The sequence below is a fragment of the Paenibacillus sp. LS-5 genome (assembly GCF_056121505.1).
This window is the reverse complement of sequence record NZ_JBWAVA010000016.1, coordinates 50,719-68,417: the sequence shown is the minus strand read 5'-3', so window position 1 is coordinate 68,417 and position 17,699 is coordinate 50,719. Positions and strand designations below refer to the sequence as shown.

The 17,699-nt window shown below is 51.1% G+C and carries 21 protein-coding genes; 3 read left to right on the top strand and 18 right to left on the bottom strand.

All coding sequences use genetic code 11. From position 1 onward, the window contains the following. Positions 1–5: 5 nt before the first annotated feature. From AC0MA3_RS20690 to AC0MA3_RS20665, 6 genes are all read right to left on the bottom strand, one after another. Positions 6–302, bottom strand: coding sequence for an antibiotic biosynthesis monooxygenase family protein (locus AC0MA3_RS20690; protein WP_474657565.1), 297 nt, complete (start codon positions 300–302; stop codon positions 6–8). 33 nt (positions 303–335) lie between these two features. Beyond that, positions 336–962, bottom strand: coding sequence for a hypothetical protein (locus tag AC0MA3_RS20685; RefSeq protein WP_474657564.1), 627 nt, complete (start codon positions 960–962; stop codon positions 336–338). Positions 963–1,091: 129 nt separating this feature from the next. Next, positions 1,092–2,192, bottom strand: a complete 1,101-nt coding sequence (locus AC0MA3_RS20680; RefSeq protein WP_474657563.1) for a GerAB/ArcD/ProY family transporter — start codon at positions 2,190–2,192, stop codon at positions 1,092–1,094. Between the two features lie 27 nt (positions 2,193–2,219). Next, the gene (locus tag AC0MA3_RS20675; RefSeq protein WP_474657562.1) at positions 2,220–2,423 is read right to left on the bottom strand and encodes a hypothetical protein; all 204 of its coding nucleotides are present in this window, start codon (positions 2,421–2,423) and stop codon (positions 2,220–2,222) included. Positions 2,424–2,428: 5 nt separating this feature from the next. Then, positions 2,429–3,583 carry a Ger(x)C family spore germination protein gene (locus AC0MA3_RS20670; protein WP_474657561.1) on the bottom strand — a complete coding sequence of 385 codons (1,155 nt, stop codon included), beginning with the start codon at positions 3,581–3,583 and terminating at the stop codon, positions 2,429–2,431. Continuing rightward, on the bottom strand, positions 3,580–5,130 hold the full coding sequence (locus AC0MA3_RS20665) for a spore germination protein (RefSeq protein WP_474657560.1): 1,551 nt from the start codon (positions 5,128–5,130) through the stop codon (positions 3,580–3,582). The genes AC0MA3_RS20670 and AC0MA3_RS20665 overlap by 4 nt, the downstream gene beginning before the upstream one ends. Before the next feature lie 204 nt (positions 5,131–5,334). Here AC0MA3_RS20665 and AC0MA3_RS20660 point away from each other — a divergent pair, with 204 nt between their 5' ends. Then, entirely contained in the window at positions 5,335–5,673 is a 339-nt protein-coding gene (locus AC0MA3_RS20660; protein ID WP_474657559.1) for an MGMT family protein, read from the top strand. Here AC0MA3_RS20660 and AC0MA3_RS20655 read toward each other — a convergent pair. The 8 genes from AC0MA3_RS20655 to AC0MA3_RS20620 form a co-directional block, all read right to left on the bottom strand. Then, positions 5,631–6,350, bottom strand: a complete 720-nt coding sequence (locus AC0MA3_RS20655) for a DUF1361 domain-containing protein (RefSeq protein ID WP_474657558.1) — start codon at positions 6,348–6,350, stop codon at positions 5,631–5,633. The genes AC0MA3_RS20660 and AC0MA3_RS20655 overlap by 43 nt on opposite strands. Before the next feature lie 187 nt (positions 6,351–6,537). Next, positions 6,538–8,313: a SulP family inorganic anion transporter gene (locus AC0MA3_RS20650; RefSeq protein WP_474657557.1), complete on the bottom strand. Its 1,776-nt coding sequence runs from the start codon at positions 8,311–8,313 to the stop codon at positions 6,538–6,540. 106 nt (positions 8,314–8,419) lie between these two features. Beyond that, positions 8,420–8,746, bottom strand: a complete 327-nt coding sequence (locus tag AC0MA3_RS20645; protein ID WP_019913776.1) for an ArsR/SmtB family transcription factor — start codon at positions 8,744–8,746, stop codon at positions 8,420–8,422. Between the two features lie 99 nt (positions 8,747–8,845). Beyond that, positions 8,846–9,223 (bottom strand): hypothetical protein, encoded by a 378-nt coding sequence (locus tag AC0MA3_RS20640; RefSeq protein WP_379158493.1) that lies wholly within the window; start codon positions 9,221–9,223, stop codon positions 8,846–8,848. Positions 9,224–9,286: 63 nt separating this feature from the next. Next, positions 9,287–10,903, bottom strand: coding sequence for a phospholipase D-like domain-containing protein (locus AC0MA3_RS20635; RefSeq protein WP_474657556.1), 1,617 nt, complete (start codon positions 10,901–10,903; stop codon positions 9,287–9,289). 285 nt (positions 10,904–11,188) lie between these two features. Further along, positions 11,189–11,485: a putative quinol monooxygenase gene (locus tag AC0MA3_RS20630; RefSeq protein WP_379158488.1), complete on the bottom strand. Its 297-nt coding sequence runs from the start codon at positions 11,483–11,485 to the stop codon at positions 11,189–11,191. A 37-nt stretch (positions 11,486–11,522) separates the two neighbouring features. After that, entirely contained in the window at positions 11,523–12,158 is a 636-nt protein-coding gene (locus AC0MA3_RS20625; RefSeq protein ID WP_474657555.1) for a nitroreductase family protein, read from the bottom strand. Between the two features lie 40 nt (positions 12,159–12,198). Then, positions 12,199–12,627, bottom strand: a complete 429-nt coding sequence (locus AC0MA3_RS20620) for a MarR family winged helix-turn-helix transcriptional regulator (protein ID WP_474657554.1) — start codon at positions 12,625–12,627, stop codon at positions 12,199–12,201. 173 nt (positions 12,628–12,800) lie between these two features. Between AC0MA3_RS20620 and AC0MA3_RS20615 the strand changes: the two genes are divergently transcribed. Further along, the gene (locus AC0MA3_RS20615; protein ID WP_474657553.1) at positions 12,801–13,580 is read left to right on the top strand and encodes a carbon-nitrogen family hydrolase; all 780 of its coding nucleotides are present in this window, start codon (positions 12,801–12,803) and stop codon (positions 13,578–13,580) included. A gap of 167 nt (positions 13,581–13,747) precedes the next feature. Here the strand turns inward: AC0MA3_RS20615 and AC0MA3_RS20610 are convergent, their stop codons facing one another. Then, on the bottom strand, positions 13,748–14,878 hold the full coding sequence (locus AC0MA3_RS20610) for a lipoate--protein ligase family protein (protein ID WP_474657552.1): 1,131 nt from the start codon (positions 14,876–14,878) through the stop codon (positions 13,748–13,750). A 279-nt stretch (positions 14,879–15,157) separates the two neighbouring features. Here AC0MA3_RS20610 and AC0MA3_RS20605 point away from each other — a divergent pair, with 279 nt between their 5' ends. After that, entirely contained in the window at positions 15,158–16,051 is an 894-nt protein-coding gene (locus AC0MA3_RS20605) for a CHAD domain-containing protein (RefSeq protein WP_474657551.1), read from the top strand. Positions 16,052–16,134: 83 nt separating this feature from the next. Here the strand turns inward: AC0MA3_RS20605 and AC0MA3_RS20600 are convergent, their stop codons facing one another. The 3 genes from AC0MA3_RS20600 to AC0MA3_RS20590 form a co-directional block, all read right to left on the bottom strand. Continuing rightward, positions 16,135–16,476: a thioredoxin family protein gene (locus AC0MA3_RS20600; RefSeq protein ID WP_474657550.1), complete on the bottom strand. Its 342-nt coding sequence runs from the start codon at positions 16,474–16,476 to the stop codon at positions 16,135–16,137. Between the two features lie 38 nt (positions 16,477–16,514). Further along, positions 16,515–16,877 (bottom strand): MerR family transcriptional regulator, encoded by a 363-nt coding sequence (locus AC0MA3_RS20595; RefSeq protein WP_379158467.1) that lies wholly within the window; start codon positions 16,875–16,877, stop codon positions 16,515–16,517. 184 nt (positions 16,878–17,061) lie between these two features. Beyond that, positions 17,062–17,697 carry a ThuA domain-containing protein gene (locus tag AC0MA3_RS20590; protein ID WP_474657549.1) on the bottom strand — a complete coding sequence of 212 codons (636 nt, stop codon included), beginning with the start codon at positions 17,695–17,697 and terminating at the stop codon, positions 17,062–17,064. Positions 17,698–17,699 lie beyond the last annotated feature (2 nt).

Sequence of the window (17,699 nt, the reverse complement as noted above, 5' to 3'; positions counted from 1 at the left end):
CCAAGCTACTCCAGATTAACCGTATTGAAATGCTCCACTACCGGGAAGGGGCTGTAATAATGATGGAGCAGTGCTTTCCACTCCTGATATTGGCTAGACTCCCTGAATCCGATGGTGTGATCCTCAAGATTGCGCCATTTCACGAGCAGCAGATATTTATGATCATCCTCCAGACAGCGCTGCAGCTCATGACCCAAATACCCTTCTATCGAAGCAATCAGTGCGGACGCCGCCTTGAAGCTCTGTTCGAACTGGCTGGTGAGTCCCGGCTTTACCTGAAGCATAGCTGCTTCCAGAATCAACACAATCATCCCCTTAGCATAGTCTTCATGATCTCAATCTGTGAGCGCATCTCGGAAAAACTCGTGATAGAAATTAATAATGACAAGCAGCACCGCCAGCGATTCGTTGACACTCCCTACTTCGAGCGCATGATTGGCATCGTCAATCCGGTACACCCGAAGATTCTTCTGTCCGCTAAGCCCTGCAGCATGCTCCTCGGTGAATAAGGGGTCGCTGCCACCGTAGATAATACTGCCCCGGCTCTGTTTCAGCAGCGGGATCGAGTCTGCAACTGGTGTTATATATAAATGCGAAGTGTTCTGCTGAAGGTTCATCTCTGACGCCACGCTTCCGGCAATGACACACCCCATGCTTTTGCTGATGAAGAGCAGCTGTTCATAGTCTGGAAGTGAAGCCAGGGCCGCTTTGCACTCCCCGGTAACGATATCGATTTCCTCACGTTTAAGTTCTGCCCGTGCACTCTGATAGCCATATTCAAGCAGCAGGATATCACAGCCATATTCCCGGGCCAGCTTGGCAGCATAATCCAGCAGCGAACGTTCAGCGGAGTAGTTCCTGCCCGGAAATATTACCGCAAGCGACTTCGATTCCTGTGAAATATATTTATGTCTGACTTCTCTGCCCCAATGGGAGGGCATGACGATACTGGATACACTCACCTGTACTTCCTCCTACGCCAGAAATTTAGCTCTCTGCCTCCCATTATAGCTATCTTCTCCGGGGGATGGAAATATAAATAAGCCCTGGCACAAGCACAGGGAGCACAATAGCCGGACCTTTCCTTACTACTAAGCGGCTTTCTGCTTACGGCTTTTTCGCCGGGCCAGGATTTCAGCAGTAATCCATAAGATCACTGGAATGAACACCTGGAACGGCAGGGCATAAATCTTGTAGATATGGTGGGCAAAATAATCCATTTGCATAATATCCTTATAGATAAAATCTGCCATATAGACCATGATCAGCCCCATTTGAAGCACTACCGAACGGTAGCTGCTCAGCTTGAACAGCTTAGCCACCCCATTGCAGGCGGTATACAGACACAGGCTCACCTTCACAAACAGCGTAGTGACAAAAACAATAGCTGATGAACCTTCAATCCGGGTCAGGAAATCACCAATATTGATTCTGCTAACCGCCACATACGAGGGGAAGTATAGGCTGGATAAGATATCCGGGCCCAATACGAGCAGATTACGAATCGTGATGAGCAGAATAATAACCCCGGCAATCAACGTGCCGCTGAGCAGAATCCTTACCGCAGAACCCTTTGGAGGCAATGCATGAAAGGCCCCCAGGAACACCACAATTTCGGCAAACGGAAAGGTGAAGGTACCCAGCGTATCAGAAAATACAGACTTCCAACCACTATCCAATACTGGAAATAGATGATGAAAATGAAATTTGGGAATGGAGAGCAACTGCACCACAATAATCACCATGAAGGAAAATAACATCAGGAATTTGGCACTTCTCCCCACCACCTCTATCCCCTCTTTTACAACCCACACACACAGCAGTCCAATGATGAGCATGGGGACCAGCATCGGGGTTGAAGTCAGGGCCACGGACTTACAGAACTCCCCGAAATTCCGCAACACCAGCACCCCCAGATGCAGCGCATACCAGATATACAAACAGGAGAATATTCTTCCGGTTACTGCTCCGAATACACAAATCAGCATGTCGAACAGATCCTTGCCGGGAAATAAAACATGCAGCCGCGCATAGATAAGCATGAGTGGAACGGCCAACAGAAGGGCAAGAATTATTGCGATCCAGCTGCTGTTGCCGGACTGCCCTGAAGCCCCCATAAAAAGAGAACTACCGATAATAAATAGGACCGCTATACTTATAGACTGTCCTGCCGGTATGATTTCCTTGCCCATCTTTCCTCCCCCTTATAAAGTCTGATCCTAAAATAATTTCTTTATCATATTAACAATCGGAGGGGAAGGGCTGGGGAGGTCCCAATGCATGGACAGGGCAAAGGCCAGAGAGAATGACACCAGGCACAGTACCGAGCATACATAGAAGTACCGTTTCATCCCTTGCTTCCAGAGAGCGTAAGAGTCGGTTACCACGACAATGGCATAGATGAGCAGCAAGTATATAATCATATTGGTTAATCTCCCAGCTTAATAGAACGCGAAGTTTTGGCACTGTTCTCTATCCTCACCTTGGATTCTACTGAAATATCCAGTTTTGCGAATTCGTTATCCCATTGGTCACGAAGCTTGGTCCAGACCTTTGGAAGATGTTCATGAATAATTTCCCCGTACCCAAAAATATCGGCATGGTACTCCTGCTGCACTTTTCGTATGACGGACTCGATGTTCTGCTGAAGGTCCCTACCCGCACGCTCTTCAATGCTACTAATGCCACCGCTGCCTGAGAGGCCTTCTGTAGTCATGACCTCATCGAGGCCGGTACGTGTGAGCGTTCGGACCTGTAGGGTCAGTTTACCGTTCTCCAGCTTTGGCACCACCTTTGTTCTGCTCGATAATATCTCCAAAGAGTAGGTGGGAACCCCGTGTATATCATTCACTGCAAGTACACCCCCCTTAATACCGTCTTTGGCAAACAGCATATGCTTGGTCTCTTTCCCATTCAGCTTGCCGATCATTTTGTCCTTTGAAAAAATAGCACACCCGTCAACACGCCCATTCTTCTGTCCGTTCTGCTCATGAACGCGGACCAATGGTGCCACCGCGTGATTTCCCGAGGTTTCCATTTTGTCGATGAAATCCCATATTTCTACGGTTGGCGCAGTGCTGGTGAACTTCTCATCACGCATCATTTGCGCCAGTTCAAATGACATAATCGCTTTTGTGGTATTGTTCAGGTTCAGGATCTCCCGAGCGGTTGGCTCAGTGGACACAAAGATGAACACATCAGATCTTGTTTCGGTGTCCCTGCTGTACCAATCCATGGTCTTGATTAGCCCCTCACGGGCAACTTCTTCGCTGTAAATAATCGCCTTGGCATGGCTCCAAAACAGCTTTTTACCGGTTATGGATATCATATTGCGTACAATTTCAAACATCGTATTTCCCGTAAGAGTGAGCATTTTGAATCCGGCCTGATTCTGGTCCAGCCCTCCTTTAATGTTCACCATCTCCGCCGTCAGCTGGATTTTACCGTTAGCAGCATCCTTGTCGATGGCTACTCCCGCCACAATGGACATATCATCGACCTCGGTATAATTCCAACAGCCGCTAAGGCACAGCACCAGGAATACACAGAGCAGCAGCGACAGCAATCCACGGGCTGTTCTCATCGGCTACCCGGCTTCTTCCGGGGTGCCTTCCGCTTCCTATTGCGCACGCCAATTACTGCTGGCCGAAGGTACATATCCCACCAAGGCACGCGGATCGCAGTATCTTTGATATCCTGCGGACGGATGGATCCCACACCCAACATATAGGGAACGCCGAAAGAGCGGAGACTCATCAGATGAATTACCAGGCCCAGCAGTCCAAAGAAGTACCCATAGATTCCAAGGAAGAATGCTGCTATCAATAGAATCAGACGCACGATAATCAGGGGTCCGGTAAGCCTGGGGTTGAGCAAGGTCGTAATTCCGGTAAGACCTACCACAATCACCATGGGCGCACTCACAATCCGTGCATCAACAGCCGCTTGCCCCAGCACCAGCGCCCCCACAATGCTTACCGCCTGGCCAATAGCGGTTGGAATTCTGGCGCCTGCCTCACGCAGAATTTCAAATATTGTCAGCATTATAAAGGCTTCGATAATCGTAGGAAAAGGAACGGACAGTCTGGCAGCAGCAATGCTGAGCAAAAGCAGGGTGGGAACCATTTCCTGTGCATAGGTAACCAGAGCGACATATACTGCCGGAATACTGATGGACATGAAAGCTCCCACGACCCTTAATAACCGGTTGAAGGAGGCAAAATAATAATTGATGTAATAGTCCTCACTGGCCTGGAAATTCTCCACAAAAACATAGGGCAGCGTCAAGGCAAAGGGGCTGCCTTCAATCAGCACGGCAATACGGCCCTCCATAATCTTGCTCACAACCGCATCCGGTCGTTCTGTGCTGCCCATCGTCTCGAATGGAGAATAGGGCTCGTCACGAATCAGTTCAGCTAGATAACCAGTATCCAGGACATGGTCAATTTCTACCCTAGCAAGCCTTCCCTGCAGTTCCTCCAGAATATCCGGGGAAGCCAGGCTCTCCATATAGCAGATGCAAATCTGTGTCTTGGACCTTGTCCCGATGTGACTAAAAACAAACTTCAGATCCGAATTCTGGACTCTCCGGCGAATTAGAGTTAAATTAACAATCAGCGACTCTGTGAAGCCTTCTCTTGGACCCCGAACCGCCTTTTCTGTCAAAGGCTCTTCTATTGCACGTGTCTGCCAGCCTTGGGCATTAATAATCAGCGCACCGGTATACCCGTCCAGAAGAAATACTGTTTTGCCTCCGACAACAGCTCCAGTTAGTTCATCTAGCTCCGTAGAAACCATAATGTCACTGATATTAATAATCTCCGTGCGGATTTTCTCGATCAGCTCAGCCGGATTCCCATGGTCTTCTTCCTTGAACGGATAAGCCATTACAGGCTTCGTAATCCCATTCTGTATTAGATCCCTGTCGGTCATTCCATCTAGATAGATCAGTCCGCACCTCACAGGAGCTCCATGATTATTCTCGATAACCCGTACCCGAAGCGTCCCATCATTGTTGAATACCTGCCGGAACAGAGCCACATTGCTGTCCAGCGAGGGACTAAGCGGCTGGTTGGAGTCTATTTTGGAGGCAGCCTGTCTATTTCCCAGGGCAGCGTCTGTATTCCTCACAGCAGTCACTCCTGTCACAATTGTTTTGATCAGATTATCCCCCGACTTTGGTTCTCCTATTCGCCATAATTATACTGTCCAGGAAATAGACCTCTTAGCTTTACAACAAAACCCGCAATGCTCTTTAGGAGCATCACGGGCCTCATTGTTCTGCTATAATTTAAGTGAATCCACTCTACCGTTTGTACAAAAAGGAGTTCCTGCATGACACCATTCACACAAAAGGTTATTACCGTTATCCGCTCCATTCCCGAAGGGTATGTTATGACCTACGGGGGGATCGCAAGGGCTGCCGGCAGCCCGAGAGGGGCCAGACAGGTCGTCCGCATCCTTCATTCCATGAGCCGCAAGTATAAGCTTCCCTGGCACAGAGTAGTCAATGTCAAAGGGGAAATCGCCCTGACTGATGACGAGTCAGGCTCTCTGCAGCGGCTATATTTGCAGGGAGAAGGCATTATTTTTGATGCAAAGGGATTGATCGACCTTCAGCGTTACCAGTATCACCCGAAGTCTGAGGATGATCTTCTGCCGCCATTGGAATAAGGCCGGTCACTTCCTTTGCCCAGCACATTCAGCAGGCAATACATTGTTGCATAAATAGCCAGCAGCACACAGGCAATGAACAAGCTGAAAAAGACCGACTGCCTGTTAAGGCTATCGACAACAAGCTGGTATAGCTGATGCCGATCAGTGAGCACATCCCAGCTGTTCAGACGATACACCCGTCCAAGCAGGACGCCATAACCACCAAGCGCACAGGCAAACACCACAAAAACCCAGGAAAGCAGCAGATTGCTTTTCCGGTAAATCACGGCCTGGAATTGGTACAGAGAGAAGAAACCGGTCAGCCAGCCGCTCCAAGTGAACAGAAGCAGTGTAATCAGATCATACCAGTAGCGGCTCTGGATCGTCCCACCGATGAAATACAAATTCTTGCGGATCGTCAAATGCACCAGATCCGTCATGATATATGGCGCGTTCGGAAAAAACAGCAGCCAGGCAATGCCGAGCGGAAGCACCAGCAATCCGCCGATTTTCCTTTTGTCCAGCTCATGTGCTGCCATAGAGAACACGAATGGAAGCCAAGCCAGAAACAAATTCCAGATTAGAAACTTGTAGAAGGTATCTGTACGCTGCGATACTACGCCGTAGACCGCCAGGGTGGCAAGGGACAGTCCTGCCAAAAGCAGAAACACCTTGATATAATTCAATTCCTTCATGAGCGGGTAATCTCCTTATCCGTATGAAATTCGCTAACCGTCTATCTGTAATTGTACAAATATTTCTAGGTATTGTACAAATCTAGGCGGTGGGCGCATTCAAAGGCAGCACTAAACATAAATAGCGCTTCTCCAAATGACCGGAGAAGCGCTATTTATGCTGGCTTATGAATGTTGCAGAAGCGGGCTACAATTCACCGCTCAATTTGCGCGCTACAGCTGGCACGCGCCCTTTGAAGGCACTGCGCCCAGTAGCTTCGTCCAGTCCGGCAAAAGCGGCGCATTCCCGGAATGCAGCATGCCGGCAGCCCAGACATTTATTATAATTAATGACCTTAAGGGCATCATTGATTGCCTCTCCGGTATGCTCATAGAACTGCGTGGCTCCGATTCTGTCATACAGACCGGTCTTCTTAAGCAGCTCCAGCGGCTGAGATTGAATGCCTGAGATCATCAGGCAGCCGCCATCCTCGTGCAGTTCCTTCACCAGTTCAGCAAGATTGGCTTCACCTGTGGTGTCAATGAACGGCACTTTGCCCATCCTCAGCAGAATCACTTTTGGCTTATCGGGTCCGAAGCCCGGCATCGTATTCTCGAACCGGTAAGCTGCTCCGAAGAACAGCGGCCCTTCCACATTATAAATACCGATCTGCGGACAATCGTGGCTGTCCGTGACCATATGTGCTCCGACCTTCACGGAGTCCGGGTCAGGCAGTACCTTGGACACCAGATGGACCTCGCCCATCCGTTTGACGAACAAGACCACAGCCAGCACCAGTCCAACCTCAACCGCGACGGTCAAGTCGGCAAAGACGGTCAACAGAAATGTAATGAACAACACCAGCGAGTCTCCGGTCTTCAGCTTAAGCAGATGAAGGAATTCTTTGCGTTCGCTCATATTCCAGGCAACGACCATCAGGATCGGTGCCATCGCGGCCAGCGGAATACTCGATGCATAGGGAGCAAACAGCAGCAGAATGAGAAATACCACCACACCATGGATCACACCTGACAAGGGGGAAGCGGCGCCGCTCTTGATATTGGTAGCAGTCCGGGCAATCGCGCCGGTAGCCGGAATCCCGCCGAATAGAGGGGCGGCAATATTGGCAACCCCTTGCCCTATCAGTTCGCGGTTGCTGTTGTGGCGGCTACCCGACATGCCGTCTGCCACCACGGCGGACAACAGAGACTCAATAGCGCCGAGCATGGCGATGACAAAGGCCGGACGAAGCAGAAGCCTAATCCGCTCCCAGGTTATGACCGGGAAGTGGAAGCTCGGCAGCGTATTCGGTATGTCCCCGTAAGCAGAGCCGATTGTAGTCACTTTGCCGCTTAAGAACAGCGCAGCTATGATAGTTGCACAGAGCAGTCCGACCAGTGCCCCTGGCACTTTGGGCGCAAACCGCATGCCCAGCACAAGCACAGCCAGACAAATGGCCGCCGTAAGAATACTGTACAGATTAATCGTGGAAATATGCAGGCCGATCTCCTTCATGTTGTCCACAAAGCTCTCATGCCGCTTCATATCCTTCAGACCCAGGAAGCTCGCGATCTGACCCGTGAAGATAATGACGGCGATTCCTGCAGTGAATCCGATCGTTACAGGCTTGGGGATGAACTTGATCAGTACCCCCAGCCGCAACAGGCCCATGAGGACAAGTATGACTCCGGCCATCATTCCGGCAAGCAGCAGGTTCTCATAGCCATACTGCATGGCAATGGCGAATAAAATAGGAATAAACGCACCCGTAGGCCCGCCGATCTGAAACTTTGAACCACCGAACAAAGAGATTAAAATCCCTGCCACAATAGTTGTATAGATTCCGTACTCTGGCTTTACACCCGAGGCAATAGCAAATGCCATCCCCAGAGGGATAGCAATGACACCAACAATAACCCCTGAAAGGAGATCCTTACGCAGCGAAGCAATAGTATAGCCTTTAAAACGGCCCCACCCAGTCATCCTATAACCTTCTTTTCTCTAAATATCTGATTATTTGAATATAAGAGCAACATTACTCCTGCATGCCTCTCTTGTCAACGGGAAATCCGCCCAGGAGACCTATGGGTTATTCGCTGCGGATCCCTTCCAGGAGGGAGATCGCATTCACCAAATGATTATCGAATATTTGTTTGGCTACGGCCAGAAGGTCTTTGATCAAAGGATCACGGAGGGAGTAAATCACCGTTGTACCTTCTTTTACACTGGCTACCACATTCTTGGCGCGGAGCACGGCAAGCTGCTGGGATACGGCTGATCCTTCGGACCCTAGAATGGCCTGGAGCTCGTTGACGTTCTTCTCGCCTTCGCTTAGCAGCTCCAGAATACGAATCCGCATCGGATGAGCCAGCGCCTTAAAAAATTCCGTCTTGAATTGCTGAATTTCGCTGTTCATTGAACCTCTGCTCCTCATAGCTTACTTCTTGTTTATTATTTATCTTAGCCTATTTAGCCAAGAGTGGCTATGCCGATGGGAGAATTTGATAATCCATATTCACAGAAAGAACGGATACAAGCGAATCTCCCGCGTTCTAACCTCCACCAGGCTGCCCAGCGCCATCGGCTCGCCGAGGCTTTCGAACATCACCAGATCCCCATCCAGCTTCAGGCAGCCGGTCCCGTCCTCCTCGATATTGTCCAGCACACCGGTGAGTACCACCACATCGCCTTCCAGACGGATGCCTTGCTCTCCTCCCTCTGCCGGAACGATGTCCACCCAGCGCATAAGCAGTTCCGGAAGTTCGAATTCCACCACAGCCATGTCACCCGGTTTCACCGGAGTCCCGCACCAGATCCCCCTACCCTCTCCGGCATCCGCCTCAAAATAAACCTCGTCCTTCTTCAGACCAGTCTTCTGTATTTTGATATTCATTGCAATGGCTCCATTTGCTAGGATTTACTGCATATTATACATGACATCTGCATGGCTGCGCGATCAGGTATAATTCCGGGTTGCTTTATTCACATAAGTACTGGGGTGCATCCACGGGTGCTTGAAGAATTCCTTCTTGTCAGTGATCTTGCGTGATACACCGAGGTCATAATCGATCATAGCTTTTACTTTTGCAGCAAAGGCCTCCCCCTTCACTAGAAGACCCAGCTCAAAATCGTGGCAGGCGCTTCTTTCATTGATATTATACGAGCCGTGGAAGACCGCGTGTGATCTGTGGTCATAGGTGATTTTCCAATGGGAAAAGCGTTCTGTGGCACTGTAGTCATAAAAAGACACCCCGTTGCAAAAAGGCACAAACATATTGCTGCGCACAGCCGCACGGTTGGTGGGATGATCATTGACTTCCAGCGGATTGCAGATCGCAAGATGGCAGGAGCACTCCGGTCCGAGCTCGTTCAGCCGGTCCCAGAAGGCCTGGTCAATCAGATACGGGTTCACAATGACTGTCTCATCAGCGGCGTACGTGATCAGATCCAGATAATATTGCTGAATCAGATTGACCGGGTTTCCCGGAAAACTTACAAACAGCGTACATTCCTCTGAGCCGAAATTCGTGTTTCCCTCAGGAAGATAAAAGGTTTCCCCGGGATCAAAAAAATCTCCTCCGAGCAGAAGCCATCTGGACCGGAACACGTCATTCAGCGGCAAGGCAGCAGCTCCCCGGATGCGAAAACAACCGTCATGCCATTCCTCCTCCCGGACCGGAACCCCCATAGGACGCCCGTCTACCTGAACAGAGGATGAAGCCTCAATCGGTGTAGCAAACGTATACTGATCTCCAATATTCAGACTGCCCACAATAGAGGTAATTCCGTCGATAATCATGAATTTGCGGTGGTCAATCACATTCAGCCCCGTAACCTCAACGTCCTCCTGTACTTTATCCTGCAGGAAAAGGATACTCTCGGGCACACCCTGAGCCTTCAATTCGGCCCGTCTTCTGCTCCACTCTATAGCCGAATAATAGGAGTGGAAGGTATCCTTCAGCTTCGCTCCCGCATTCTCCAGCCTGTCGGAGATTTCCTGGAACCGTCCCACCTCCAGGTTATGTCCATACCCAAGTAGGGTGACGGTATAATTCACCATTATCCGGACCTGAACCCCACGCTCCAGCGCACGCTGCAGCTCATCCGCAATCCGGTTGCCCGAATCATCATTAAAAAACAGCATTACGGACAGATGAATATAACGCCGGGCTTTGGCGATCTCTTCAAGAAGCATTTCCAGACACTGCGGGCCATTCACATAAGCATCTACCTGGTTATTACGGGTAGTCCGCGGAGCCAGTGCTCTGAGCTTGCCAGAATCCAGCCGGCTGATCTCTGCGGCCAGCTGTTCAAGCAGCTCCTTACTGAAGCCCGGCAATTCAGTAAGCTGCCGGAGCTCTGTGATGACACCACCAATGGCCTGGCGGTATGCGCGGGTAGCGCCTCCTTCCAGAGCTGCAGTAATTAAGGACGATACCCGTTCCGACAGGTCAGCAACAGCCTTCAGTGATCCGCCCGAGATATAATAATTCACAAAATCTATAACATCCTGCTGAAGCTCTTGATCCCATTCTCCGAGAGGTATTCCGGTGTCGCTATGTATATTCTTCATTGGCTTGTCCTCCATCCGTCCTTAGATGTAAGCGGCCGATTCAAGGCCCGCAAACAGATGCCGGGTCTAATCGGCTAAGGTTAGATACCCCGGATGGCCCGTCTATGAACCTCACGCGGCTTGAAGATTCACTTTTCCTTTTCTCCGGAAATAAACAAACAGGGACGTATCAATAGCCGTGCGGCTCTTGATACGTCCCCTTGCTTCTTAGGAATTAGAATCAACCGGTTCCGGATGCCAACACCACATGCGCTTCATCCAGCGGCAGAACCTTACGGTTGCGGATTATTTGCCTGCCGGTTCTCCGGTGAACACCTTAACGTCCAGCGGAGCGGTCAGGAACTCAGGCGCTTTCGCTGCAAACCCTGTGAAGTGAGCACTTGTATTATGGCTGGCTACAGCTTCCATATCACGCCAGGTTTCCACCATGATATAGGTATTGTCCTGTTCGATATGATTGTACAGCTCATAAGAAAGGTTGCCTTCTTCTGTATGGGTTGCAGCTAACAGCTGTTTCGCCTCAGCCAGGAACTTTTCCTTAAAAGCGGGATTTACTTGCATTACAGCATGAATAATAATCATTGGTTAGTCCTCCTAAAAGTGTTGTGAGCTTAATCTCTTATTTCCACTGGGCAATAGTGTCGATAGGCAGACGGACGGAAGCATAACCTTCTTCCGCGGCTTTGCCGATGGAGATGAGCATAACTGGAAGATAGCGTTCTTTGTCCATACCGAAGACTTCGGCAATCTGGTCTTTCTCGAAGCCGCCAATGGCGTTGGTGTCATAGCCGTGCGCACGTGCTGCCAGCATCAGTTGCATGGAGACAAGGCCCCCGTCAATCATAATGGTCTCTCTGTTGATATCTGCAGGCAGCTTCGCGAAATGTGCTCCCAGTGCGGCAAGCTGTCTTTCTTTTACTTCAGCAGGCATCAGTCCGCGCTCTACAGCAGTGCCATAAATTTCTTCGGCATAATCGAAATTGTTCATATCCCCGAACACAGCAATCATGGCTGCCGAGGTCTCTACCTGAAGCTGGTTGAACTTGGCGAGCGGCGCGAGCTTAGCTTTGCCTTCCGCACTTTCGATGACAAGAAACCGCCAAGGCTGCATGTTCACCGAGGAGGGTGCCAGCGTAGCTTCAGTTAGGATTTCGGTCATTTCTTCTTTGGAAATTTTGACAGAGGTGTCGTATTTACGGATGGAGCGGCGGCCTGAAATAATACTTGTGAAATCATTAGTTCTGGTTGTGTTCATGAATAATTAACTCCTTTGATAGTTGGATTATAGGATACAGCTACAGCAAACTGATATTATACTGGAGCCGGATAAGCATATCTGCGAGCAAAGCGCGCTCTTGTTCATCAAAACCGGAGAGCAGACTGCCAATGAAGCGGCTTCTCTCTTCCTTGTAAGTACGGATTCTGTCTCTTCCCTGCGCAGTCAGCGAGACCAGCGTCACTCTGTTGTCATCGGGATTGTTCCGGCGGGAGATCATTCCGTTCTCCTCCAGCCCCTTAAGGTGGCGGGTGACGGCCGCAGCATCGATATCCACTTGTTTTTGCAGTGAAATCTGGCTGATCTCAGTAACCTGAAACAGCTCATGGAGCAAACGGAGACGGGTGGGACTAATGCCCGCACAGCGTTCAAAGGTAGGTGTAATGGCTTTGTTCAGCGCCTGCAATCGTTCAAAGATGCGGTCTTCCTCTGGCAGATGTCCAGTCAAGATTAACCCCCTAACACAAATAGATTGCGCAAAACCTTTTTGACATTCATCACTTTACACCTTTATCATTGACCCGTCAACTAATATTTTATAATGTCTGTCCACCTTGCCCCGGCAACCGCTTACCCGTAGAATCAAAAGTGTACCGCTCCACAAAGAAGGAGGCCAACTTCATGATCATCTCCCTGCTTCAGCTGGATATAGCATTTGGCAAACCCCAGGTAAATTATGCTGCCGCAGAACGTAAAATCCGTGAAGCCGCAGCTCTGGGGACGGATGTTGTGATCCTTCCCGAATTATGGACGACCGGCTATGATCTGAACCGGCTTGCAGAAATTGCCGACCCTGAGGGGAATGCGACAAAGGCTTTGATGTCAGGACTGGCCCGCGAGCTCGGCATTCATATTGTAGCTGGCTCTATCGCTAGGAAGAACAGCAGCGGCATTACCAACACTATGTATGTGTTCAACCGGACCGGAGCGCTCGCAGGGAAATACAGCAAGCTTCATCTGTTCCGCCTTATGGACGAGCACTTATATCTTCATCCCGGAGAAACCAAGGGTCTGTTCACCCTGGACGGAACACGCTGCGCCGGCCTGATCTGCTACGATATCCGCTTCCCCGAATGGGTCCGTACCCATACAGCGCTTGGTGCCGAAGTGCTGTTCATCTGTGCCGAATGGCCGCTGCCGAGGCTTGCCCACTGGCGGGCGCTCCTGATCAGCCGGGCGATTGAGAATCAATGTTATGTCGTTGCCTGCAACCGCACAGGAAAAGACCCCGCGAACACCTTTGCGGGCCATTCGCTGATCATTGATCCCTGGGGTGATATCGTCTGCGAAGCCTCGGAAGGCGAGGAAATTCTGAGGGGAGAGATCGATTTGCACAGGGTGCAGGAGATTCGGGCGCAGATTCCGATCTTCACAGACCGGAGGCCTGAGCTGTACCGGTAATCCAAGAATGTGGCTGGCTTATCTATTACGACACGTTCATATATTGCCAAAAAAGTGCCGCAGCTGCTGAATCTATCAGTAGCTGCGGCACTTATGGGTTTGCCGGTGATGCTCCAGCACACCGGCTATGGTCCGTGCCGGTTCTCCTGGCCCGGCCAGGGTACAGCTTAGCGGGTGTAGCGTTCACGCAGCACCCGCGCCGCCTCCAGTACACGGGCATCTGTGTACTGGAGGTTATACCCTGCCGCCGCCAGCCCGGCGGCAGGCTGAAGCTTGACGCCGCGGCGGGCCAGGGCCTGGCGGAACCCTTCGGCGAACACGTCCGCCGAAGCCGGTCCGCCAAGCTCGGCGAGCGCGGCCAGGGTCTGCGGGATGACGCGCGGATAGTCCAGCGCGTCATCGCCATCCGCGGCGGTCTCATAGAAGCCTCGGATCCACTGGCCGCGCTCCCGCCCGGAGCCGGAGACGATCACGAACGCGTGCACGAAGTACGCGCTGCTCTGCCTCCGCTGGGCGATGCCGCAGAATTTGCGGCCGCCGATGGCCAGATCGAAGTCACCGGGGCAATACGACCCGGTGACTTCCCCTGCCCGGATCTGAGCCGCTGCCTGCGGATGGCTGACTGCGACGGCTTCTGTGATCAGCGATGCCAACAGCCGGAAATCATCATGAAAGTCCAGCTTGCCCGGACGTTTGCGAAGCAGCAGCGATACGTTGACGATGCCGGCATCCAGCGGCACAGCCGCGCCGCCGGAGTGGCGGACCGCTGTGCGGAAGCCCTGACGTTCCAGCGCGGCCATAGCTTCAGCTGCCCGGGGCAGCCTGCTGTCCCGCAGGCCAAGTGCCACTCCGCCTGGATGGCTCCAGAGATGAACAGACGGCGGAACGAGGCCTGCCCCCACATCCCGGCAGAGCGTCTCCTCGAACGCAAACGGGAGCAGCATATCACCGGCAACCGCCTCAGCCGTCGCCTGCATCGCCTTAGATTCTTCTGCATCTGCTATCCTTCCGGATGCTGCGATATCCGGCGATGCTTCCCCTCCCGCCAAGTGCTCAAAGAGTGCCATAACCGGCGGAAGTAAACCCTCCGCTGCTTGTCCGGAAGATGGCTCCTGCAACGGCACTGGACCCTGATCTTGCTTCTGAACTTGTCCGGGCTGAGACTTACGGGACTGCTCTTGCCCAAGTGCTTGCTCCTCCACTTGTCCTTGTTCCTCTACTTGTCCAATTGCTTGCTCCTCCACTCGCCCTTGCTCCTCTACTTGTCCATGCGCTTGCTTGTTGTATTCCCCGCTCATTCATAATCCCTCCGCTGACCATCGCTTTGCTCTTTTGCATAATTACAACATCTACGTACACTGGCTTCCTGCAGGCTGCCGTCGAACCATCCGTTTTCCTGTACCTTTTTATGATACTGGCAATATTCCCATTGTAACCGATCTGAAGTGCAGGAGCGAAACTATGGGCTGCAGCCTGAATTTGAAAAAGCAGGATGATAGCGTTATCCTTAGGATATAGAAGAACAATCGTCCCGCACCAAGCTCATGCTACACACAACCCTTAAGGAGTGAAGCCGCATGACTGACCTGCTAACAGTGAAGGACCGGCCCATCAGTAAAGCCAGGCAATGGGAGCTGGCATTGAACAAGCTGTATATCAATTTCCGTGACTATAGCAAAGATGCACTGAAGAAGTTCGATGATGAAGATATCCATCAGGCCAGAGTGAACTGCCGCAAACTGCTGACGCTATTGTCCATTCTGGACCCGGAGCATCGGGTTACAGAGAATCTGTACAGCACCTTCAAGAAATCGCAAAAAAGGCTAGGCAAGGTTAGAGACGCCGACGTGCTGATTGAATCCTTCAAGGATAGACGGAAGCAGGCTAAGGAAGCCGGAGCAACCAAAACAGCCAAGCTGCTCAAGGCAGTGATCCTGTACCAGAAGACTGAACGTAAGAAATACCGCAAGAAGCTGGCCCGAACACTGCCCAAGCTGAGCGGCATAACACTGGACGCCGAGTGGGAGGCATTCCTTAGCAGCGATCTTGAAGCACTGGCGGCCAAAAGAGATCCGAATGTCGTCATGCGTGAGCTTGAGGTCGCTTTCGAGCAGAAGAAAAAAACCTGCAAAACCTTGTTTAAGGGTCCTGAGGCCGAATCCAAGGAGGCTTTCGATGCGCTGCACGAGCTGCGGATTGCCGCCAAGGAATTGCGTTATACCGCTGATGCGGCTTCCTTTGCGCTTAACCAGAAATTTCACGCCCATGAGGAAATCTACAAAGAAATCCAGGAGCAACTTGGCGCTATCAACGATAAACGGGGATGGCTGGAAGTGATCCAATCCATTGGCCGTGATGAGCTGAAGGTTGGCCGTAAAGTATGGACTGAATTCACGGACAACCTGAGTGCTGAAGTGCTCGAAGCGCTGCATCATAATGAAGTAGTGCCGTTTCCGTTGAACTCGAAATAACTGCTCTTCCTTGCATTCATAATCCCGTCCCCTATCAAAAAGGCAGGAAGCCATGTATCATACAGCTTCCTGCCTTTCCTTATTTATCGTCTATTCGCATTCGCTGCGGTAAATTTGTCCAGCACACCCTGATAGGCCGATTTCGGGCGCAGTCCTACCAACTTTTCCATAGGCTGCCCGCCGTTATATACGATCACAGTTGGCAGGCCCATAACTCCCGCCTCTGCAGCCAGCTCGGGCAATTCATCGCAATCCACTTTGAGAATCGTGATATTGCCGCCATATTCCTCATCCAGCTCCTCCAGGATCGGCAAAAGACCCCGGCATGGTGCGCACCACGGCGCTCCGTAATCTACCAGTATGGTTCCGCCTTCCTGAAGTTGTCTCCGCACAGTATCGGCTTGCCCTGCATGAATAATCGTCATTGTTCACTCCTCCTTGTCAGCCTGTGAATCCTTTCAGGTCACTCTGATTCCTGCTGCTCCTGCTGTATGGAAGCCATCCGCTCCTCCAGATTCATCTTGATCTGGTTCAGCTGCAGGAGCTGGCGTTCAATATCTTCCAGCTTGCTGCGGTACAGCGGCATTACTTCTGCACAGAAAGCTTCTTTTTTCTTCAGTACACAATTCAAGAAGCCGGCGATTTCCTCGGTCGACAAGCCCAGATTCAAATACAGTTTGATCGTCTCCACGGTCTCCACGGCCAAGATCGAATACTCGCGGTATCCATTGGCCTGGCGGAGCGGAGTGATCAAGCCCTGGCGTTCATAATATCGCAGAGAACGGATGCTGACACCCGTCCGCGCTGCAAGCTCACCTATTTTCATGGTATGTTCTCCCCGGGGTTCATGAGAAATGGTCTGACCTTAGTATAAACCCTGACACTAGTGTCAGGGTCAAGGCTTTTATTACCGATAAGTCGCCAAACACCCAAAAAGAAAAAACCAACAGAAGCCTCCGCTGGTTTTCACACTATAATTCCCTATGAGTTCCTTTAAGTAAAATCAAGCACTACAGCAACCCTGCCGCCCATAGACCGCCTCTTGTAATCATCTGCCGGAACGGCTCTACCGAAAAGGAAGGAAGATGATGACCCGGCATCAGATAGACTACACGTCCCATCCCGAATTCATGGCACCAGGCAGCCGCATGATTGGCCCCCTCATGGGAATACTCGGCCAGAACCGTTGTTTCAAAATGGGGCTGCATATCAAAATAATACGGCTCGTCCTCGATCACAAAGTCAGTAATGCCCTGCATGATCGCATGCCCCGTAGCCGGAACGGTCATGTGAAGCTCGGTGTAGGCCGGATGATGTGTGAAATGTGCTCCCAGCATCACACCCAGCTCCTGGTTACGCTGCAGTGAAATCCCGTTATGCACCACCAGCAGTCCGCCGCCGTTTGCTACGTAGGAGAGCAAAGCCCCGCTTTGTTCAGGAGCTATTTTGTCGTCAGAAAATTCTGTATACGCTATCACAAGCTTGTAATCCGATAGGCTGACCGAATTCAGCAATGAATAATCTTCCGTAGATTTCACCTCCAGCTTTCCGGCAAACAGCTCCTCGAACACGCGGTCAACACCGGAGAACGGATGATATTTAACCTCTGAATAGCTCCCCAGCGCAAGTGCCTTCCATTCTGACATTT